This window comes from Streptomyces sp. NPDC097640 (genome assembly GCF_040302705.1).
GTDB lineage: Bacteria > Actinomycetota > Actinomycetes > Streptomycetales > Streptomycetaceae > Streptomyces.
Window position 1 is genome coordinate 201,665 of the sequence record NZ_JBEOSB010000019.1, and the last position, 20,814, is coordinate 222,478.

16 protein-coding genes are annotated in these 20,814 nt (G+C 71.5%); 9 read left to right on the forward strand and 7 right to left on the reverse strand.

What is annotated here, in order from left to right; all coding sequences use genetic code 11:
• Positions 1 to 121 precede the first annotated feature (121 nt).
• Entirely contained in the window at positions 122 to 1,054 is a 933-nt protein-coding gene (locus tag ABTY62_RS28560; RefSeq protein ID WP_352132276.1) for a DUF8832 domain-containing protein, read from the forward strand.
• A gap of 214 nt (positions 1,055 to 1,268) precedes the next feature.
• Entirely contained in the window at positions 1,269 to 3,137 is a 1,869-nt protein-coding gene (locus ABTY62_RS28565; protein WP_352132293.1) for a glycoside hydrolase family 9 protein, read from the forward strand.
• Between the two features lie 101 nt (positions 3,138 to 3,238).
• Here ABTY62_RS28565 and ABTY62_RS28570 read toward each other — a convergent pair whose 3' ends face one another.
• Positions 3,239 to 4,975, reverse strand: a complete 1,737-nt coding sequence (locus ABTY62_RS28570) for a DUF6055 domain-containing protein (RefSeq protein WP_352132277.1) — start codon at positions 4,973 to 4,975, stop codon at positions 3,239 to 3,241.
• A gap of 231 nt (positions 4,976 to 5,206) precedes the next feature.
• Here ABTY62_RS28570 and ABTY62_RS28575 point away from each other — a divergent pair, with 231 nt between their 5' ends.
• Together ABTY62_RS28575 and ABTY62_RS28580 are read left to right on the forward strand one after the other, a co-directional pair.
• Positions 5,207 to 5,653, forward strand: coding sequence for a spore-associated protein A (locus ABTY62_RS28575; protein ID WP_502997531.1), 447 nt, complete (start codon positions 5,207 to 5,209; stop codon positions 5,651 to 5,653).
• Between the two features lie 125 nt (positions 5,654 to 5,778).
• Positions 5,779 to 6,186 carry a PPOX class F420-dependent oxidoreductase gene (locus ABTY62_RS28580; RefSeq protein ID WP_352132278.1) on the forward strand — a complete coding sequence of 136 codons (408 nt, stop codon included), beginning with the start codon at positions 5,779 to 5,781 and terminating at the stop codon, positions 6,184 to 6,186.
• A gap of 70 nt (positions 6,187 to 6,256) precedes the next feature.
• Here ABTY62_RS28580 and ABTY62_RS28585 read toward each other — a convergent pair whose 3' ends face one another.
• Entirely contained in the window at positions 6,257 to 6,829 is a 573-nt protein-coding gene (locus ABTY62_RS28585; RefSeq protein WP_311729001.1) for a rhodanese-like domain-containing protein, read from the reverse strand.
• A gap of 84 nt (positions 6,830 to 6,913) precedes the next feature.
• Between ABTY62_RS28585 and ABTY62_RS28590 the strand changes: the two genes are divergently transcribed.
• The gene (locus tag ABTY62_RS28590; protein ID WP_311729002.1) at positions 6,914 to 7,201 is read left to right on the forward strand and encodes a metal-sensitive transcriptional regulator; all 288 of its coding nucleotides are present in this window, start codon (positions 6,914 to 6,916) and stop codon (positions 7,199 to 7,201) included.
• A gap of 9 nt (positions 7,202 to 7,210) precedes the next feature.
• On the opposite strand, the gene ABTY62_RS28595 is transcribed toward ABTY62_RS28590, so the two are convergent.
• Positions 7,211 to 7,957, reverse strand: a complete 747-nt coding sequence (locus tag ABTY62_RS28595) for a sulfite exporter TauE/SafE family protein (protein WP_352132279.1) — start codon at positions 7,955 to 7,957, stop codon at positions 7,211 to 7,213.
• Positions 7,954 to 9,372 (reverse strand): MBL fold metallo-hydrolase, encoded by a 1,419-nt coding sequence (locus ABTY62_RS28600; protein WP_352132280.1) that lies wholly within the window; start codon positions 9,370 to 9,372, stop codon positions 7,954 to 7,956. Before ABTY62_RS28600 ends, ABTY62_RS28595 begins: the two co-directional genes overlap by 4 nt.
• A 275-nt stretch (positions 9,373 to 9,647) precedes the next feature.
• Between ABTY62_RS28600 and ABTY62_RS28605 the strand changes: the two genes are divergently transcribed.
• On the forward strand, positions 9,648 to 11,378 hold the full coding sequence (locus ABTY62_RS28605) for a right-handed parallel beta-helix repeat-containing protein (RefSeq protein WP_352132281.1): 1,731 nt from the start codon (positions 9,648 to 9,650) through the stop codon (positions 11,376 to 11,378).
• Positions 11,379 to 11,458: 80 nt separating this feature from the next.
• The gene (locus tag ABTY62_RS28610) at positions 11,459 to 12,634 is read left to right on the forward strand and encodes a hypothetical protein (protein ID WP_352132282.1); all 1,176 of its coding nucleotides are present in this window, start codon (positions 11,459 to 11,461) and stop codon (positions 12,632 to 12,634) included.
• A 33-nt stretch (positions 12,635 to 12,667) separates the two neighbouring features.
• On the opposite strand, the gene ABTY62_RS28615 is transcribed toward ABTY62_RS28610, so the two are convergent.
• Both ABTY62_RS28615 and ABTY62_RS28620 read right to left on the reverse strand, forming a co-directional pair.
• Positions 12,668 to 15,367: a carbohydrate-binding protein gene (locus ABTY62_RS28615; RefSeq protein ID WP_352132283.1), complete on the reverse strand. Its 2,700-nt coding sequence runs from the start codon at positions 15,365 to 15,367 to the stop codon at positions 12,668 to 12,670.
• Positions 15,364 to 17,112 carry a DUF2264 domain-containing protein gene (locus ABTY62_RS28620; RefSeq protein ID WP_352132284.1) on the reverse strand — a complete coding sequence of 583 codons (1,749 nt, stop codon included), beginning with the start codon at positions 17,110 to 17,112 and terminating at the stop codon, positions 15,364 to 15,366. Before ABTY62_RS28620 ends, ABTY62_RS28615 begins: the two co-directional genes overlap by 4 nt.
• A 113-nt stretch (positions 17,113 to 17,225) precedes the next feature.
• Here ABTY62_RS28620 and ABTY62_RS28625 point away from each other — a divergent pair, with 113 nt between their 5' ends.
• The gene (locus tag ABTY62_RS28625) at positions 17,226 to 18,269 is read left to right on the forward strand and encodes a LacI family DNA-binding transcriptional regulator (RefSeq protein WP_352132285.1); all 1,044 of its coding nucleotides are present in this window, start codon (positions 17,226 to 17,228) and stop codon (positions 18,267 to 18,269) included.
• 16 nt (positions 18,270 to 18,285) lie between these two features.
• Here the strand turns inward: ABTY62_RS28625 and ABTY62_RS28630 are convergent, their stop codons facing one another.
• Complete coding sequence (locus ABTY62_RS28630) at positions 18,286 to 19,494, reverse strand: ROK family protein (RefSeq protein WP_352132286.1); 1,209 nt, start codon at positions 19,492 to 19,494, stop codon at positions 18,286 to 18,288.
• 149 nt (positions 19,495 to 19,643) lie between these two features.
• Between ABTY62_RS28630 and ABTY62_RS28635 the strand changes: the two genes are divergently transcribed.
• Positions 19,644 to 20,657: a sugar ABC transporter substrate-binding protein gene (locus ABTY62_RS28635; protein WP_352132287.1), complete on the forward strand. Its 1,014-nt coding sequence runs from the start codon at positions 19,644 to 19,646 to the stop codon at positions 20,655 to 20,657.
• The last annotated feature ends 157 nt before the right edge of the window (positions 20,658 to 20,814 follow it).

The following is a 20,814-nucleotide window of genomic DNA, read 5'->3' on the forward strand; positions in this document are numbered from 1 at the left end:
GCAAGGCTGTGGCCAACTTGACTTCATACCCCTGGGGGGTATGTTGAGGTCACGATATGCGGCTCCGCCGCGTGGGCACGGAGGCCGCGAGCACGAGCGGCCGGAAGACGAGGAGTGCGTCATGAACACCGGACTGCGGATCGCCGCGTTCGCCGCCGCGCTCGCCGCGACCTTCGGCACCGCGTACGGCGTGGGCAGCGGGGTCGGCGAGATCTCACCCGAGCCGTCGGGCGGGGCTCACCAGGGACACTCGGCCCCCTCGCACGGCGAGAGTGGTGACGGAGGTCACGAGCAGGGCCATGTCGGAGGCCAGGAGTCCGCTCCGCCCGGGGGCCTCCAGATATCCGAAGGGGGCTACAGCCTCGATCTGAGGACTCCCCGCCTCGAGGCGGGCAAGCGCGCCGACCTGCGCTTCTCCGTCGTACGGGACGGGACGGGGCGCCCGCTCACCGCGTACGCCCGCGAGCACGACAAGGAACTGCACCTGATCGTCGCCTCACAGGACCTGGCGACCTTCCGCCATCTGCACCCGACCAGGGCGGCCGACGGCACCTGGTCCACCCCCGTGAAACTGCCCGAGGCCGGCGGTTACCGGGTCTTCGCCGACTTCAGGCCCAAGGGCGGAGAAGGGCTCACCCTCGGCGCCGACCTGGCCGTCTCCGGGGCATACGAGCCGGCGGCGCTGCCCGCGCGGAACACCAAGGCCACCGTCGACGGCTACGAGGTGGAGCTGGGCGGCGCGCTGACGCCGGGCCGCAGCGGCGAGCTCACCCTGACCGTCACCCGGGACGGCAAGCCGGTGCGGGACCTCCAGCCCTACCTCGGCGCCTACGGCCACCTGGTCGCCCTGCGCTCCGGCGACCTCGCCTATCTGCACGTCCACCCGAACGGCGAGCCCGGAGACGGAGAGACGAAGCCCGGCCCCGAGATCTCCTTCACGGCCACGGCGCCGAGCGCCGGCGCCTACCGCCTGTTCCTGGACTTCAAGCACCAGGGCAGGGTCCACACCGCGGCCTTCACGGTGCACGCTGCCGCGCCTACCTCAATTGAATGAGTCGGAATTCTCTCAATTGGTGTATTCGGATTTCGGCTAAGCGTACGAAGATGCAGGCCAGGTAATTTTCATAGCCTCCGAGGGATGGAAAAAGACGCCGCGGATTTCTCCGCGGTAATACGCCCCATTCCCTTTCGGAAGAGCTGAAGTCGTGATTCCTCCTGCCTCTCGCGTACGTCCCGCCCTCGATCAGCCCGGCCGCCGCCGCAAGCGCATGGTGGGCGCGGCGGTGGCCGCGGGCCTGGCGCTCGGCGCTCTGACGGCGCCCGCGGCGGGGGCCGTGGGCCACGGCCCCCAGAGCGGTGCCAAGACGGCCGGTGCCAAGACCGGCCCCAAGCTCGACACCGGTTCCCCGGTGCGGGTCAACCAGGTCGGCTACCTCACCCATGGCCCCAAGCAGGGCACCGTCGTCACCAGCGCCACCAAGCCCCTGAAGTGGACCCTGCGGGCCGCCGACGGCACCAAGCGGGCGCAGGGGACCACGACCCCCGCCGGTGTCGACCCGAGCTCCAGGCAGAACGTGCAGACCTTCGACTTCAGCAAGGTCACCGCCAAGGGCAAGGGCTACACCATCAACATCGACGGGAAGCAGAGCGAACCGTTCTCCATCGATGACAACATCTACAGCCCGCTGGTCCGTGACTCGCTGCAGTACTTCTACCAGAACCGCAGCGGCATCAAGATCGACGCCGACATCGTCGGCGGCAAGTACGCGCGCCCCGCGGGCCACGACAAGGCCGCCCTGCACGGGGGCGACACCAAGGTGCCGTGCCAGACGGGCGTGTGCGACTACCGCCGGAATGTCTCCGGCGGCTGGTACGACGCCGGCGACCAGGGCAAGTACGTCGTCAACGGCGGTATCTCCGTGGCCCAGCTGATGTCGGAGTTCGAGCGCACCAAGACCACCAAGGGCGCCGACGCCAAGCCGCTGGGCGACGGCAAGCTCCGGGTGCCCGAGCACGGCAACGGCGTCCCGGACATCCTCGACGAGGCCCGCTGGGAGATGGACTTCCTGATGCGCATGCAGGTGCCGAAGGGCAAGCCGCTCGCCGGCATGGCGTTCCATAAGGTGCACGACAAGGAGTGGACCGGGTTCCCGACGCGGCCGGACCAGGACAAGCAGCAGCGCGAGCTGCACGCGCCGTCCACCGCCGCCACGCTCAACCTGGCAGCCACCGCCGCCCAGAGCGCCCGCCTCTTCAAGCCCTACGACCCGCAGTTCGCCGCCCGCAGCCTGCACGTGGCCAAGACCGCCTGGGCCGCTGCCAAGGCGAACCCGAACATGATCGCCAGTGACCAGGACTCCACGGGCGGTGGCGCGTACGGCGACAGCAACGTCAGCGACGAGTTCTACTGGGCCGCGGCCGAGCTGTTCATCACCACCGGTGACAACGCCTACCGCACGGAGCTCCTCAAGTCGCCGCTGCACGGCGACGTCGAAGCGCTCTTCCCGCGCACCAGCGCCGTGTCCTGGGCGTCGACCGCCGGCCTCGGACAGCTCGACCTGGCCACCGTGCCCAACAAGCTCACCGCCAAGCAGCGCGCCGACGTGCGCAAGACGGTGATCCGGGCCGCCGACCGTTACGCCGCGGAATCGAAGAAGTCGGCGTACGGCGTCCCGTACGCGCCGAAGGACGGCAAGTACGAGTGGGGCTCCAACAGCCAGGTGCTGAACAACATGGTCGTGCTCGCCACCGCACACGACCTGACCGGCAAGACCCGCTACCGTGACGCGGTGCTGCGCGGCATGGACTATCTGCTGGGCGCCAACCCGCTCAACCAGTCCTATGTCACGGGCTACGGCGAGCGGAGCTCCCACAACCAGCACCACCGCTTCTGGGCGCACCAGATCGACCCCAAGCTGCCGCACCCGGCCCGCGGGTCGCTGGCCGGAGGCCCGAACTCCGGCCTGGAGGACCCGGTCTCCCAGAAGAAGCTGAAGGGCTGCGCACCGGCGATGTGCTACACCGACAACATCATGGCGTTCTCGACCAACGAGATCACCATCAACTGGAACGCCCCGCTGGCCTGGATCGCCTCCTACGCCAACAACCTGGGCAAGGACATGGCGGCCCGGGGCTGAGCCCCGGTCCGTCCGAGGGACACCACGCCGCAGAGGGCGGCCGCGCACCTGGCGCGGCCGCCCTCAGCGGTTGACGGGGCACGGGGCGATGGTCGATGGCGCTACGAGATGGTGATGGCCAGCTCGTCGTCGGTGAAGGTGCCGTGGGCGGGGTTGATGTCCGTTTCCCCGCCGCGGCCGTCGCAGCCCCGGTCCGGGTTGAACATCAGATAGGTGCCCGAGGAGCAGCCGATGGCGATCTCGGCGTCGCCGCCGAGGACCACGCTGCCGAAGAGATTGGCTCCGCCCTGGACGATGGCGTTGTCCTTGACCACGACGTTGCCACCGACGGTGGCGCCGGAGTTGACCCAGGACAGGCCGTCGATCCGGGCGTTGCCGGTGACGGTCGAGTTGCCGTACACCGCGGCGCGCGGCCCGACATAGGCGGTGGCGGCGACGTTGGCGCGGTTGTCGACCCAGCCGCCGCCGTTGGAGTGCCAGTGTCCGCCGCCGGTGGCGGCCGGCTTCTGGTAGCCCGGCTCATAGCCGGAGGGGATGGCGCCGCTGATCCGGAACTCGTACGGGTAGCGGTAGTTCTTGGTGTAGCCGTCCAGGTAGGCGTAGTGGTGCACGGTGGTCGGGGTGCCCGTGACCACCAGGTACACCTCCTTCTCACCGGCCTGGGTCTGGAAGCTGAGCTGACCATCGGCGCTGGTGGAGACGGGCCCGTAGCGCGGGGTGCCGTTCTTGACCGCGACGAAGCCGTAGGACCAGCCGGACCCGGCCGCCCCGTTGGCATGGCCCTTGAGGTGCAGTTTGATCAGCGCCCCGTCGCTGCTGGGCACCAGCTTGATCTTGTTGTAGCCGTAGTCGGACGGGGCGAGCGCGTCCGGGATGGCGTAGTGGCCGGTGGCCTGGTTGACCGCGTTCACCGGGACGCCGTTGTACGCGTTGATGAAGCCCGCGCCGTAGACGTTGTTGATGAACGGCATGATGTGGGACCGGTTGGAGTAGTCGTAGGTGACCTGGCGCTGCCCGTACTCGGCGACCCGGGTGTTCAGCTGCTCCTGGGTGAGGTTGTTGATCCGCCGGTAGGCCTCCAGCGGGTGCTCGTTGTTCTTCGCCTGGTTCCAGATGTCGGTGAAGGTCTTCATCCCGCCGTAGCGGTCGACCAGGTACTGCACCAGCATCCAGTTGCCGTAGTGGTGCCGGCTGGAGGAGTAGGCCAGGTTCTCGGTCCGCAGGAACCGGGTCAGATCGCCCGCGCCCCCGTCCGGATACACCTGCATCGCCATGTACTCGGCGCCGGTCTCCCAGAACGTCCCGGCCGAGGGGTCGGTCAGCCCGGCGCCGCCGCCCTTGCCCATGAACGTGTAGTTCTGGAACACATGGCCCAGCTCATGGGCCAGTCCCCAGGAGCCGGGCTGGGCCGCGCCGGGGGCGATGTTGATCACGCCGACCCGGCCGTCGGCCTGGCCGCCCGTGGCCCAGGCGTTGAGGTTGCTGTTGTTCCAGGTCTGGGTGATGATCACGTCGATCTTGTGCTGGGCCAGCAGGCCCGTCTCCGGCGTGAACTTCAGCGTGTTGACGTAGAAGGAGTACAACTGCTCCAGCTGGCTGAGGATGTTGTCGGGGTCGAACCGGTACTGCCCGGAGGCGTTCTTGGGATCGGTGCCCGACTTCTCCCCCCACAGCAGAATGAAATTGTTCGACTCCTTGGTTCTGTTCTGGGCCCACGGGACCTCGCCCGTGGCCGCCCAACTGGGCGGGATGTACACCGTCTTGGCCGCCGCTGCCGTCGGTCCCTGCTGGCGCGCGGCCGCCGGTGTCACGCCCAGTGCGACGGTGAGTGCCAGCATGGCCGCCGCCACGACTAATCGTCGCGGCCATGTCAATAACAGGGATCTCATGTCAGATCCTCCGTTCCGATGGGAATCCCGTGGGGCGAGGGAATGGTCCCACGGGAGCGCTCCCACGGCTATGGTCCGCGGATCGACGACGTCGTCCCGCGGTCGCGCCTACAACCATCCGACCCCCTCGCATGTCTCCTGGATGACGCAAACAGCGTCCAGAGGTAATAAGGGGGATACATGAAGCTTTCTCGCTATATGGCCGCCACCGCGGTCCTCGCCTCCGCCGTCGCCGGCACCGCGGCCCTGGCCCCGCAGGCGACGGCCGCCACCAGGGCAGCGGCGTACAACGGGGTCTGCGGGAGCGGCTACAAGGTGGTGAACTCGGCGCCGATCGGCCAGAAGGGCACCGTCTACCTGACGTACAACGCCACGAAGGGCAAGAACTGCGTGGTCACCGTCCGGAACGCCGCGGGTTCCGCGGTCCCGATGTTCGCCTACGTCTACACGGACGGTGGCGAGCCGCAGGAGGACTCCGGCTACTACACGTCGTACGCGGGCCCGGTGTACCTCGCCGCGCGCGGGAAGTGCGTGGACTGGGCCGGTGGCATCGACAACCAGACGACCTGGACCTACGGGAGCAACTGCGGGTCCCTGAGGGAGTACCGGGTGACCAAGGGCTGGTGACCGGCGGCCGGTTCGCCGCCGGGGCCGGGGAATGCCCGCATCCGTACGGGTGTTGAGGTGGTACGTTCCGGCCGGACACCCCCGGGGTGTCGCGGTACCTGCCCCCTGCGGAAAGGCTCTGAACTGTGGCGGCCAGCCTCTCGGACGGCTTGAAGAAGTACCTCGATGAATCACGCGCCTTCGCGACCGTGGCGACCATCTCACCGGACGGCCGCCCTCATCTGACGGTGGTCTGGGTCATCCGCGACGGCGACGACCTGCTGTTCTCCACGACCGTGGACCGGCTCCAGGGGAAGAACCTCAGCCGTGACCCGCGGATAACCGTGATGGTCAACCCGCCGGAGAACCCGTACGTCTACGCGGAGGTGCGTGGCACCGCCACCCTCACCCCGGACACCGACAAGGAAGTGCTGAACAAGGTGTCGCAGAAGTACACGGGCGAGGACTACGCCACCTTCAACCCGGCGTCCAAGGACGACGGTGAGCGTCTCGTCGTACGGGTCACCCCGACCAAGGTCGTGGGCAGGCTCTGACACACCGCACCCCCCGCGTCCCGCCCGATGGGCCGTGGGGGGTGTTCCGCGCTCAGCCGGTGTCCCGTGCTCAGCCCCGCCGCAGGGCGGCCAGCGTGGCGTCGAGGTCGGCGGGGCGGGGGCGGTTGTGGGGGAGCCGGGCGAGGAGCGCGGCCATGCCGCAGGTGTCGGTGAGCGCCGAGAAGACCAGACCTCCCGCGATGCCCGCCGAGACCAGTCGCCAGGCCGGGTGCAGCAGGCCGAGGCCCAGGCCGGTCAGCACGACGGCCCCGGCGGTGAACCGGACCTGGCGCTCCATGCTCCAGGTGGCGCGGGAGGCGGCCGTGGGGTGGTGCAGTTCATGGCCGCGGTCCGCCCAGGCGCCGGTCCCTCCGGTCAGGGTCGCGGCGGCCACCCCGTGCTCGGCGAGCGTCTCGCACGCCTTCGCGGAGCGGGCGCCGGACGCGCAGACCACCAGTATCCCGCCCCTCCCGGCGGCCTCCTCGATCGCGGGCAGGGCGCGGACGAGCTGGTCGAGGGGGATGTTGTGGGCGCCGGGCAGATGCCCCGAGGCGTACTCGCCCGGTGTGCGGACGTCGATGACCGTGAGGTCGTGCAGCCGGGCGCGGGCCTGGTCGGCGGTGCAGGCGTGGGGAGCGTTCATGGTGGATGCCATCCTGAGTGTTTGTCGACGATGCCCCGGGCGGGGAGTAAATTACCCCTAGGGGTATTTCGTGGAGGAGTTTTCGTGGAACTGGATCTCGCCAGCGCGGAGCTGAAGGCCGTGCTGAACCGGTTGCGGCGTGCCCAGGGGCAGATCTCCGGCGTGATCCGGATGCTCGAGGAGGGGCGGGACTGCGAGGACGTCGTCACTCAGCTCGCCGCCGCGTCCCGCGCCCTGGACCGGGCGGGCTTCGCGATCATCGCCACCGGGTTGCAGCAGTGTCTGACCGATGTCGAGGCGGGCGGAAACGCGGACGAGGACCGGGAACAGATGCGTGCCAGGCTGGAGAAGCTGTTTCTCTCGCTCGCGTGACCGTGACGCTCATACGATCACGTCGATCAGCATGAACGCCGCCACCGCCAGCAGCACCGAGGCGAAGACGCGTCGGAGCACGCGGCCGGAGACCCTGGCCGCGAGGCGTTTTCCGTCCCAGGCGCCGAGGATCGCGGTCCCGGTGAAGGGCGCGAGGACCGCCCAGTCGATGCCGTGGGCGCTGCCGCCGCGGGTGAGCAGCGCGGCAAGCGAGTTGGCGGTGATGACCAGCAGGCTGGTGCCGACCGCGGCCCGCATCCGCAGGCCGACGGCGCCCACGAGAGCCGGTACGGCGAGGAAGCCGCCGCCCACGCCCAGTACGCCCGTCACGGCGCCGAGACCGGCCCCGGCCGCGGCCGCCCGGCCCGGCCGCACCGGACGGTCGTCCTCCGGGGCGGGCGCGTGGCGGAACATACGCAGCGAGGCGGCGGCCGCGACAACCGCGAACGCCCCGGTCAGCAGGGTCGGTGGCAGTCGGCCGGCGACCAGTCCGCCCAGGGCCGCGGGCAGCAGCCCCGCGGCCGCGAAGAGCGCCCCCGTACGCCAGTGGACCTGGCCGTCGCGCGCATGTGCGTACAGCGCGGTCGCGGAGGTGGCGGTGACCAGGATCAGGCTCGCGGTGGTGGCCGCGGCGGGGGTGAAGCCGAGCAGATAGATCAGGGCGGGGACGGCCAGCACGCTGCCGCCGCCCCCGAGCGCGCCCAGCGCGAGGCCGACGACGGCCCCGGCGGCCAGGGCGAGGAGCGGTGCGCTCACGCCGTCGCGCCGCCGTCGCCCGGACCGCCGGAGACCACCGGGAGCCCGGCGTTCCGGGCGGAGTCGAAACCGTCGTCGACGGCCACGACGGACCGGTCGGCGGCGTCCAGCAGCGAGGCCGCGACGGCGGCCCGCGCACCCCCGGCGCAGTGCACCCACACGGTGCCCGGCGGCACCTCCGCGAGCCGGTCCCGCAGCTGGTGCAGGGGGATGTGCACCGAGCCCGCGAGATGCTCCCGGGCGCGCTCGGACGCGCGGCGTACGTCGAGGACGACCGTGGCCGTGTCCCGGTCCGTGTCCCGGTCCGTGTCCCGGTCCGCGGTCCGGGCGGCGAGCTCGGCGAAGGTGGCGCGCGGGAAGGAGCGCGGGCGCTCCCCGTCCCGCAGCCATCCCGCGAGGGGGCCGGTGGCGGCGGCAGCGGGCCGGTCGACGCCGACGCGCACGAGCTCGCGCTGGGCGGCGGCGAGCTGCCCGGCCGACTCGGCGAGCAGGGTGACCGGCTTGCCCCAGGGGATCAACCAGGCCAGATGGGTGGCGAGTTGGCCGTCGGCCGCGAAGTTGAAGGTCCCGGCGACATGGCCCTCGGCGAAGGCTATCCGGCCGCGCAGGTCGACGACCCATTCGCCGGCCGCCAGGCGTGCGGCGATCTCGTCGGCGTCCGCGCGGGCGGGCGGGGTCAGATCGACGGGCGCCGGTCCGGCGGCGTTGGCCGGGCCCATGTGCGCGTAGTACGCGGGTATGTCGTCGAGCCCCGACAGCAGCCGGGCGACGAAGGTGTCGGCGTCCTCGGCGACCGCCTCGTTGGTGGCGCGCTGCTCGCCGATCGTGGTCGTGTCGCCCGTGGCCGGCCCGGAGGAACAGAAGCTCCCGAAGCCGTGGGTGGGCAGCACGGCGGTCTCGTCCGGCAACTCGGCGGCGAGCCTGCGGACGGAGCCGTGCTGGGCCCGGGCCAGCCGCTCGGTCAGCCGCGGTTCCACCAGATCCGGGCGCCCGACCGTGCCGATGAGCAGGGACCCGCCGGTGAAGACGGCCACCGCCCGCCCGGCCTCCTCCAGCACATAAGCGGTGTGGTGCGGGGTGTGGCCGGGGGTGGCCAGTGCGCACAGCGCCAGCCCGCCGTCGATGTCCACGGTGTCGCCGTCGTCGACCGGCACCCGCTCATAGGCCACCCGCGCCCCGGCGGGGACCAGGTAGGCGGCGCCGGTGAGCCGGGCGAGCTCCAGGCCGCCGGTCACATAGTCGTTGTGCACATGCGTCTCGACCACATGCGAGACGCGCACTCCCCGCCGGGCGGCCATGGCGATGACCCGGTCGATGTCGCGGGGCGGGTCGACCACCACGGCCGTCTCGCGGCCGCCGGCCAGATAGCCGCGGTTTCCCAGCCCCGGCACGTCCACGGTGTCGATGAAGAACACCTGCGCTCTCCCTTCGTGTGTCATTTACCCCCCGGGGTATATCGCCGACCCTAGCAGAATTACCCCCGGGGGTATCTGGGCGACCGTCCCGGGGGCTAGAAAGCGCTGTCTCCGATAGGTGGTGACAAGGCCCGTGAAGTGTCCGCCGGAGGCGACAAAGCGGCAGTGCACAGACTGTGTTCGGCGAAACGGGCGTCTGATGTCTTGACAGGGATTGCTGACAGCGCTTTCCATGACTCGGCCGCAGCGCGGCACCCATCCCGAGGAAGGGGTCGATGATGACACCTGTACACCCAGCCGGGCGCGCCGGACGCGTCAGACGCGGGCGGCTGCTCGGCTCGCTCGTCGCGGTCGCCCTGGGCGCCCTCTCGCTGCTCGGGCAGCCCGCCACCGCCCTGGCCGCCGACGCGCCGGGCGGAACCACGTACTACGTGGACTCGCGCTCGGGGGACGACAGCGCCCCGGGCACCAGCGCCAGCACGCCCTGGCGGAGCCTCGACCAGGTCAACCGGACGACGTTCCAGCCCGGCGACCGCATCCTGCTCAAGGCCGGCGGGTCATGGCAGGGACAGCTGTGGCCCAAGGGGTCGGGGGAGGAGCACCGGCCGATCGCGATCGGCGGCTACGGCAAGGGGGCGAAGCCGCGGATCCAGGGGGAGGGGCGCGTCGATGACGCGGTCCGCCTGTTCAACCAGGAGTACTGGGAGATCCGCGACCTCGACGTCAGCAACGAGGTCCCCGCCACCGGCACGCCCGGCGAGAACCTGCGCGACCTGCGCGGCATCCATGTGTCGGGGGACGACTCGCGGCGGCTCGACCACTTCGTCATCGAGCGGGTCGATGTCCACGACGTCACCGGCGAGGTGAACTGGATCAGCGGCAGCGTCTCGAACAACGCCCCGGGAATCCACTTCAAGACGGGCTGGGACGGCTCCAAGAAGACCGGTGGCATCATCTTCGACACCACCGTGCCCGACATCACCGCGCCCCCCGCCGCCCCGACGGTCCTCAACGACATCCAGGTGCGCCACTCCACGGTGCGCAACACCTCGTTCGCGGGGATCGTGGTGAAGCAGTACACGGGTGACGGGAAGGACGCGGACGGCAACACCATCGCCACGCCGACCGGTTGGGGCACCCGCACCTCGGCGGGCGACACCACCTTCACCCCGCACACCGACGTCACCATCCGGGACAACTACATCACCCAGGCAGGCACGGCCTACGGGTGCAACGGGGTGTATCTGACCAATGTGCGCGGCGCCCTGGTCGACCACAACGTCGTGGACGCCACGGGGACCTCGGGCATCGAGACGTACTACTCCGACGACGTGGTGATCCAGCGCAACGAGGTGTACCGGACGCAGCAGAAGGCCGGGGGCGCCGACTCCAACGGCATCGACGCGGACAAGGGCACCACACGGGTCGTCATCCAGTACAACTTCGTCCACGACAACGGCGACGGCCTCCTGCTCTGCCAGTTCGCGTTCGGTGATGTCGTGGTCCGCTACAACATCCTCAGCGGCAACTCCCGGTACCCGATCTATCTGCACTCCGACAAGGCGGCCACCGCCGAGGTCTACAACAACACGGTGTCCAACACCACCAGCCGCTATGTCGTGTACGGCTACGGCTCCTCCCTCGCCGCGCGCTACGACCTCCATGACAACGCCTTCTACTCGTCGGTCGCCGACGCGTCCCTGACGACCAGCCCGACCATCACCTACTCCCGCAACTTCTACGGCGGCGCCACGCTGCCGGTCCCCGCCACCGACACGGCGGCCCGCACGGGCGACCCGCTGTTCCGGGACCCGGCCGTATCGGGTCCGTACGGCACCGCCGCCACCGGACCGCAGCTCGAGACGGCCCTGGGCCTCGCCCCGGCCAAGGGCTCACCGCTGATCGACACCGGCGCGGCCACCGCGGACAACGGCGGCCGTGACTACATCGGCACCCGGCTCTACCAGGGCTCCCCGGACCTCGGCGCCGTCGAGTACCGGAGGTGACGGCCGTGCCCGGCCGGTGGCCGCGCCACCGGCCGGGCACACCGCAACGCGGGCCGGCAAAGACTGGTAGAGAGGGGAAGGTGACCCATGACCACCCCGAATCCACCCCGCGCGCCCGGCCCGGCCGGACCCGCGACCAGTGGCGCTCTGTACGGGCGGACCTGAACCGGCGCCGGGCCGACCTGACCGCCCGCGCCGCCGAAGCCTTCCCCGCCCACCGGCGGGTGGCCGGCACCCCCCTCCTCGCCCGGCCCGGATGGATCCCCGACCGGCCCGTCCCGCTGGAGCGGGTGCGGCCGGTGTGGACCGGCGGGACCCCCGCCACTGAGGTGGACGGGCGCAGCCCCGCGCTCGACCCCATCCGGCCGCTGCGCGAAGACGGCACACCGTATGCCACCTACTCCGACGCCGTCGGTGAGCTGGCGCGCCCCCGCCTGTTCGAAAACCGCGCGTGTTACCGGCTGCTCCGGGTGAGGGGCGGTGACGCGCCCACGCTCACCTTCGGCCGCGGCCACTACTTCGACGTCATCGACATCTGCGAGGCAGCGGCACACGAGTTCGCCGCGGCCTCGCATGGCGGCGACACGGCCCGCACGCCGTTCCGCGCTCTCGTCGGCGACCCGACCGATCTGACGCGCCGCCCGGTCATGGCGGCCGTCAGCACTCTCCTTCTGCGCCAGGACCCGGCCCATCACGCAGAATTCGTCCTCCACTGGCGCGATCCGGCGAAGGTCGCCACCGGGGGCGGGCTCCACCAGGTGACGCCGGTCGGCATGTTCCAGCCGTCCCACGACGCCCCGTGGAACGAGGCCAACGACTTCGGTCTGTGGCGCGCGATCGTCCGGGAGCTCAGCGAGGAACTGCTGGGCACGAGCGAGGACTACGGCAGCGACACCACCCCCATCGACTACGACGGGTGGCCCTTCCACCGGGCCCTGGGCGAGGCGCGCGCCTCGGGCGCGGCACGTGTCCACTGGCTGGGGCTCGGCGTGGACGCGCTGACCTTCGTCACCGACCTGCTCACCGTCCTCGTCCTGGACGCCGAGGTCTTCGACGAGCTCTTCCGGGACCTGGCCGCGACGAACGACGAAGGACATCTCGTCGGCGTCGAGGACGGCACCGGCCGCTCCCTGGGCGTCCCCTTCCGGGCCGACCACATCGCGCGGCTCACCACCGTCGAACCCATGCAGCCCGCCGGTGCCGCCCTGCTCAGGCTCGCCTGGCTCCACCGGGACACACTGCTGGGACGGGCCTGACCCGGCCCGTCCCAGCCATGTGTCCCGCGGGTATCAGCGGCGCAGCGTCAGCCAGTCGAGGGCCGCGACCCGGGGGCCGCCGGTGGCGACGAGGTAGACGTCATGCGTGCCGGTGACGGTGCGGGGGAGTGCCACCGACCGCTCCCGCCAGGTGTCCGTGCCCCCGGTGTCCCGCACGGGCAGCGTGGCCGCCACCCGGCCGTCCGGGGCGTCCAGGTGCAGCTCCAGCGAGCAGCCGCGTCCGCAGCCCGCGGAGGCCAGCCGTACGGTCAGCCGGTCCGCGCCCGCGCCGAACCGCACCCCGCGGAAGCCGATCCGGTCGCCCGACCCCAGCACGCCGGTGGCCGCGTCGCCCCGTTCCGCCCCGCGTACGGAGGTGGCCTGCTCGGCCTGGAGGGTGGCCGCGGCGTCGGGGCCGTCGGCGTAGAGCCGGATCTCGTTCACGGCCCAGGGCTGCTCTCCGGGGGCCGTGAGCTCGACGCGCAGATAGCGGGCGGTCTGCTGCGGGAACACCGCGTCCTGGGTGAAGGAGCGGCCGCCGACCCGGGCGAGGGGCGCGCCCCAGTGGCTGCCGTCGTCGCTGACGGACACGGTGAAGCCGTACGGGTGGCCGGTGGCGTCCAGCCCGGCGTCGAGCGACAGCCGGCCGAAGGTCTTCGCCGCGCCCAGGTCGAGCGTGAGCGACTGGCCCGGGGCCTGTGCGGCGGCGCCCTTCCACTGGGTGGTCTGGACGCCGTCCACGGCGGCGGAGGCGTCGGACCCGTCGGAAGCCGTGGCTTTCCAGCCGTCGTTGCGAACCCGGGACTGGCAGCCCGGCAGGTCGCAGCCGGACGACCAGATCGGCGCGCCGTACTCGTACGCCCCCTGGTCGGGGCCCGCGCCCCGGACCCCGGCGGTCACCCCGTCCACGGTCTCCCCGGCGTCGATGGCGGGCGAGCCCGCGCGCGGCCACAGCTCGCCGTTGCGCGCGTCGGTGTAGCCCGGGTCGGCGGGCGGCAGCAGGTTGCTCCGCACTACCGGGGCCGGGTCGCCCGGCCCGCTGATCTCCATGGGCGCGAGCGCCACGTCGTTGCTGACATAGGTGCCCGAGGCGTCGGTCGCGCCGCTGAGCCGGACGGCCGTTGCGACCCCGAGGCCGTAGGACGAGTTGTGGTCGCGGTTGCCGAGGCTCACGCTGCTGTGGCCGTTGAAGAAGGTGCCGCGGGAGCCGGTGTTGTACGCCACGTTGTGGTGCAGCAGGAAGTTGCCGGAGGAGTTGTCGATGTAGTAGCCGACCTGGCCGTCGGCGTCGTGGACGGTGTTGTGGTCCACGCTGGTGCCCTTGGCGTCCAGGTTGCAGCACACATAGAACGGGCTGCCGTCACGGGAGGTGCGCATGGCCTCGGACAGGTCGTTGTACGCGATGCGGTTGTCGTGGAAGGGCACCCCGTTGAGCTGCCACGCGGTGTCGATGCTCGCGCGGCCGGTGCGCCGGATGGTGTTGCGGGTGACGGTGTGTCCGCTGCCGTTGACCTCGATGCCGGGGGTGTAGCTGCCCATCCAGCCGACGTCGTGGATATAGCTGTTGGTGACGGTGTTGCCGTTGCCGCGCAGCAGCACGCCGGTGCCCGCGGAGTACCCGATGTCGCTGTCGCGCAGGGTGTTGCCGCTGCCGAGGATCTGCACCCCCGAGTCCAGCACCCGGGAGGCGACGATATGGCCCTCGAAGGGCGGGATGGCCAGCTCGTCGTCGCGCGGCATGGGCAGCGTCGAGAACTCGGAGATGTAGCGGGCCCGCAGCTTCTCGACGAGCACACCGGTGCTGTTGGCGCCGGTGCGCAGCGAGGTGCCCCACAGGTCGAGCCCGCGGACGGTGACATACGAGCTGTCGCTCAGGTCCACGCCCCAGCTCTGGTACTTCGCGGTCACGGTGTGGCCCGCGAGGCCCCCCTTGGGCTCCACCAGGTACAGCCGCCTGGCGTCCTTGTCGTAGTACCACTCGCCCGGCTGGTCGAGCGTGGACTTGGCGCCCACCAGGTAGTAGTTGCGGTAGTTCTGGTTGCCCATGCACAGCGGGGTGCAGCGGTAGTTGCCGCCCTTGAAGTCGAGCGCGCCCGGGGCGGTGGCGATCACCGTGCCGGTCTGCTGGCTCCACGGGTTGGACCCGGCCCACAGATGGACGGTGGCGCCGGTGAAGTCGCCGGCCGGCAGGTCGGGGTCGTCGATGTGCTGATCGGTGGAGGTCCGCTCGGCCACGGCCCAGGACGGGTTGAGCGGATCGGGCCCGGAGTTGGGCCAGCGGCCCTCCATGGCCCGCTCGCCGTCGATGAACAGGGCGTTCTCGGTGGCGGGCAGCGGCAGGTCCACGTCGGCGGCGACCAGCCCGTCCCCCGCGTCCTGCCAGCCGGTGACGGTCCTGGTGCCGTCGACGGTGACGGTGCCGTCCCCGTACGCGGCGATGGTGACCGGCGCGCCCCTGGTGCCCGAGGGCGGGGTGACGCGCTCGCGGTAGCGGCCGCGGTGCACCAGACAGGTGTCCCCGGGGCGGACCAGCTCGGTGCAGCGGCCGATGGTGCGCAGCGGGTGTTCCGCGCTGCCGCTGTCCCGGTCGGCGCCCCAGGTGGCGACGTGGTACGTGTGGCCGCGGGGTGCGCCGGGCGTGGTGTCGGCGGCCGCGGCCCCCGGGAGCGAGAGCGTGACCAGGGCCGCCGCTGCCGCGGCGCCCATGGACACGAGCCTGAGCGCGGATCTCATGTGCGTCCTCCAGTGTTCGGGTGTGCGGGTGGGCGTCTCCAGGCGGCCTCGCCGTCCGGCCCCGGGGCGGTGCCGAGGACGGCGCAGCGCAGCCAGTGCTCGCCGGGCGGAAGGTGTCCGGTGAGCGTGGGCAGGGCGGTGCGCCGGGCGAGCACATTGGTGCCGGGCAGACAGTCGACGACCTGTCCGGTGCGCTGTCCGTCGCTGTCGATCAGCCCGGTCAGCCCGGCCGGTCCCCAGGCGCGGGCCCGCCCGGCGCAGCCCTGCCGGGTAAGGCCCGGGTCGCGGTCGATCGCGAAGCCGCCCTCGGCGGTGTGCAGGGCGCGCCCGGTGCGGATGCGATGGGTGCGCAGATGCCAGGGCGGGGCGGCGGTCAGCCAGGTGGTGATCTCCACGTCCGGCCAGGGGCGCCACACACAGCGGACCGTGTCCTCGTCCACCTCGGTGGAGCCGGGCTCCTCGCGGACGCGGTAGTGGGCGCCGTCCTCGCTGAGGGCGAGCATCGAGTCGTACGCCCCCTGCTCCAGGCCCAGCGGACCCGCGGGCAGGCTGAAGCCGAACCGGGTCGAGTAGGCGAACTTGGCGTACTTCTCCGCCCCGTGGCGCACCCACGCGTGGTGCTGACGGCCGGCCAGCAGGGTGACCTCGCCGCCCGTGCGCATCAGCACCGCGCCCGCGTGGGGCTGGGCGCTGACCGGGGCGAGGGCGGGGGCGGGCAGTTCCGGCGCGGTCCAGAAGGGGTGGTCGGCGGGGAGCGCGAGCGGCAGCAGGGACTTCATCGCCCAGTACGGGGAGCCCGGGGCGTTGTACTGCTCGGCGAGCGCGGGCTGCGGATAGCCGTACCCGATGGACAGCAGCCCCTCGCCCAGGGCCTCCGGGCGCCGCTGCCACCAGCGCAGATGGCGCAGCAGATGCCCCTTGACCACGCCCCACGGCAGCGCCTCGACCCCGGCGTACGGCAGCGCGGCCCAGAACGCGGCCTGCGCGAAGCGGTAGGTGAGGCTGCGGCCGTACGGGACGGCGGCCCCGTCGTCGGCGAACCAGTGCCGCAGGTCCGCCGCGAACAGCGAGGCGCGCATCCGGAAGCGCACCGCGCGCTCGGGGTCGCGCTCACCGGCCAGCGCCGCGTACAGCAGCCCGTAGAAGTGCATGGCCCAGGGCACGTAGTAGTCGCGGCGCTCGGTGGGCCCGTCCGCGTACCAGCCGTCGCCGAGGGCGAAGGACTCCAGCCGGTCCAGCCTGGCCTTGATCGGGCCGCGGTCGTAGGACACCCCGACCCGGTCCAGGCCGAGGCCGATCAGGACGGGGAAGAACAGCCAGTTGTTCTCGGTGGTCGGGCGGTCGAGGGCGGAGCGCAGCCAGCGCGCGACCCGGTCCCGCTCGGGCCCCTTGAGCGGATCCCACAGCCGGTCGGGGGCGAGCGCGAGGGCGAAGCCGATCGCGGCCATCTCCACGATCCGCTGGTCGTGGGGGCCGGGTTCGCCCCAGTACTCGGGGTGGTCCGGGTCGGTGCCGGCGGCCAGGCCGCGCGCCCAGTAGCCCCAGTGCTCGAAGGCCCCGCCGCCCGCGGCGAGCGGCGCAAGACCCCACAGGGGCCGGGCGAAGGACTCCAGTTCGGCGGCCGTGTCGTCGTGGATGGCGGTGTTGACGCCGAGCCTGAGCCTGGCCCGGCCCTCGCTGAAGTGCGGCAGCAGCGGCTCGGTGAGCCGGCGCGCGAAGCCCTGCAACTCGTTGCGGTCGGTCATCCCTCGAAGACCACCTCAGTGCCTGAGAGTTGATGTTGCGATAGTTTTCGCAACACCGAGATCGTCCCGAAAGGTAGGAGAAACATCGGATGGGGTCAACGGCTGGGGACGAAATGGCTGGGGCGACTTTGGCCGAGATAGCGAAAGAGGCGGGCGTTTCCGTGTCAACCGTCTCAAAAGTGCTGCACGACAGATCCGATGTCTCATCGAAGACCAGAGCGAAGGTCCAACGCCTGCTGGAGCGCTACGGCTATCTCGCCCGGCACCGGGCCGCGGCCCCGGCGCTGCTGCGCGGCGGGCTGATCGACTTCGTCATCAACGAGCTGGACAGCCCCTGGGCGGTCGAGCTGATCCGGGGCGCGGAAGAGGTCCTGCACGGGGTCGGCATGGGCCTGGTCGTCTCGGCCACCCACGGCCGCACCAGAGCGGCCCGCCAGTGGCTGGACTCCCTGGCCACCCGGCCCACCCGTGGCGCGATCCTGGTCGTGCCCGAGCTGACCACCGCGCAACACGAGGAGCTGCGCCGCCTCTCCCTCCCCTTCGCGCTGGTCGCCCCGGTCGACGAGCCCGCGCCCGGCGTGCCGTGGGTGGGCGCCACCAACTGGCCCGGCGGGCTGGCCGCCACGCGCCATCTGATCGCCCTGGGCCACCGTCGTATCGCGATCATCAGCGGTCCGCCCCGGCGCCTCACCTCGCGCGCCCGTGTGGACGGCTACCGCTCGGCGCTGGAGGAGGCCGGGCTGCCCTTCGACCCGGAGCTGGTGCGCTACGGCGACTTCACCCACGACCTCGCCCACCGGCACGCCCTGGACCTGCTCGCCCTGGACCGGCGGCCGACCGCGATCTTCGCGGGCAGCGACCACCAGGCCCTCGGCACCTTCCGCGCGGCCGCCACCCTGGGCCTGCGCATCCCCGAGGACCTCAGCGTGGTCGGCTTCGACGACCTGCCCTTCGCCGACTGGGTGACCCCGCGGCTGACGACCGTGCGCACCCCGCTCGCCGACATGACCGCGCTCGCTGCCCGGATGGTGCTTCAGCTGCTGGCCGGCGAACAGCCCGAGACCACCCGGGTCGAGGTCGCCACGGAGCTCGTGGTCCGCGAGAGCAGTGGACCGCCCGGCGGCGCCCGGCCCTCGGCCGGCTCGACGTCGTCGTAGCCGGCCGGCCCGAACCCTACGAGGCGGTGCCCTCCACGAGTTGCACCACCCGCTCCGGCGCGTAGAGGCCGTCGGTCAGCAGCTGGGACAGGCCGAGGATGCCGGCGTGCGGGTCCAGTTCGCTGCGCACGATCTGGAGGTTGCGGGTGGCCAGCGGCAGCGAGCGCCCGTACACGACCTCACGGATTCCGGCGAACAACTGCTCGTCGGTGTGGGCGAGTTGGCCGCCGATGGCGATGACGCTGGGGTTGAACATGTTGACGGCGTCGGCGATGGCCCCGCCGAGGATGCGCGCGGCGCGGCGCGCGAGCCGCACGGCGGTGGCGTCGCCGGAGCGGATGAGCCGCACGGCGTCGTCCACCGTGGTCACCTCGTAGCCGGCCTCCTTCAGGTCCCGGACCAGCGCCCAGCCGCCCGCGTACGCCTCCACGCAGCCGGTGTTGCCGCAGCGGCAGACCGGCGGCTCGGTGACATCGTCCACGGTCACCTGGATGTGACCCACGTCACCCGCCGCCCCGTCGGCCCCCCGGTGGATCCGGCCGCTGGCGATGAGTCCGGTCCCCACCCCGGTGCCGATCTTGACCATGAGCAGATGGGCGGTGTCCGGGTAGCGCAGCCGCTGCTCCCCGTACGCCATGGCGTTGACATCCTTGTCCACCAGCACCGGGCAGTCGTAGCGCGGGGCGAACCAGCCGGGGATGTCGTAGCGGTCCCAGCCGGTCATGATCGGCGGGCTGACCACGCGCCCGGTGGCGAAGTCCACCGGGCCCGGCACGCCGAGGCCCACGCCGAGGACGTCCGTCTCGTCGTGCCGTGTCTCCTTGAGCAGCCGGCCGAACAGCTCGTCGACCAGGGCCAGTACGGCCGTCGGTCCGGCCGTCACATCCGAGGTGGCCTCGCGCTCCGCCCGTACCTCCCCGCCCAGATCGCACACGGCGGTGCGCAGACCGGTGGCGCCGACGTCCGCGACCAGCAGCACTCCGCGGTGGCGGTTGACGACGAATCGGCTCGCGGGGCGGCCGCGGGTGCGCGCGTCCTCCGGTGCCGGGACGAGGAGTTGGGCGCCGAGGAGGCTCTCCAGGCGCTGGTTGACGGTGGTCCGCGAAAGGCCCGTCAGCCGTACCACATCCGCCTTGGTGAGGCCCTCGTCGACATCGCGGAACAGGGCGAGAACATCGCCGAGAGCGACCCCGGTCCGGAGAGCGCCTGCGTTGATGGTGTCCACCCGCACACTCTAGCGATGGGCTTGATGCGACGGAAGATGCTCGTCTTGTGACGGAAAAAGTTGAAAGAAGGGTTGCTTGATCTCATAACCGGGGCTACGTTCAGCCGCATCACCATCGGAAGGGACGCCTGATGCGGAGAAAAGCCACCGTGAGAAGAGGGAGCGTTGTCGCCACCGCCGCCGCTGTCGTGGCCGGAGCCCTGGCCCTGAGCGGCTGCGGATCCGGTGACACGGGCGCGTCGGGCAGCACCAAGGTCGCCGCCGTGATCAAGGGGCTGGACAACCCGTTCTTCCAGAGCATGCAGCAGGGCATAGAGACCCAGGCCAAGTCGGCCAAGATGTCGACGACCGTGCAGGCCGCCAACTCGATCACCGACACCACCGGCCAGGCCGACAAGCTGAACGGGCTGGCGGGGCAGGACTACGGCTGCTTCATCGTCAACCCGATCTCCGGCTCCAACCTCGTCCAGGGGCTGGCCAAGCTCGCCGCGGCGAAGAAGACCATCGTCAACATCGACAACCCCGTCGACGCCAAGGCGGCCAAGGCGGCGGGCGCCACCCCGGCCACCTACATCGGCACCGACAACGTGGCGGCCGGCGAGACGGCCGGCCGGCGGATGACCGAGCTGCTGCCCAAGGGCGGCAAGGTCGCCGTCATCGGCGGCATCGCCGGCGATGTGACCAGCAACGCCCGCGTCGAAGGGTTCAAGAAGGGCGTGGACGGCAAGCTGACGGTGGCTCAGACCGTCGCCGCCGACTGGGACCGGCAGACCGCCCTCACCAAGGCCACCGATGTCCTGCGCGCCAACAAGGACCTGTCCGGCTTCTTCGTGGCCAACGACGACATGGGCCTGGGCGTCGCACGCGCCGTGGCCAACGCGGGCAAGACCGGCAAGGTCAAGGTCATCAGCGTGGACGGGGTCAAGGACGCGCTGAAGGCCGTCGAGTCCGGCACCCTGGACGCCACCGTGGCCCAGTACCCGTACGCCATCGGCCAGATGGGCCTCGAGGCCTGCCAGGCCGCCGCCAAGGGCAAGAAGCTGCCGGCCGACGTCAAGGCACCGGTCGAGCTGGTCACCAAGGACAACGCGGGCAAGGCCCTGGCCGCCACCCCGAAGCCCTTCGGCACCTACGACGACCCCTTCAAGAAGCTCCTTCGCTAGGGCCGCCCCCTAGCAGCGACGAATCCGGCGGGGGGGGGGGGGGGGGGCGCCCCCCCCCCCCCCCCCCCCGGCCCCCCCGGGCCCCACCCCGCCCCCCCCCCCCCCCCCCGCACAAAGAGCCACACCCCCCCGGGTACACAGGTTGTGTGTGGGAGGT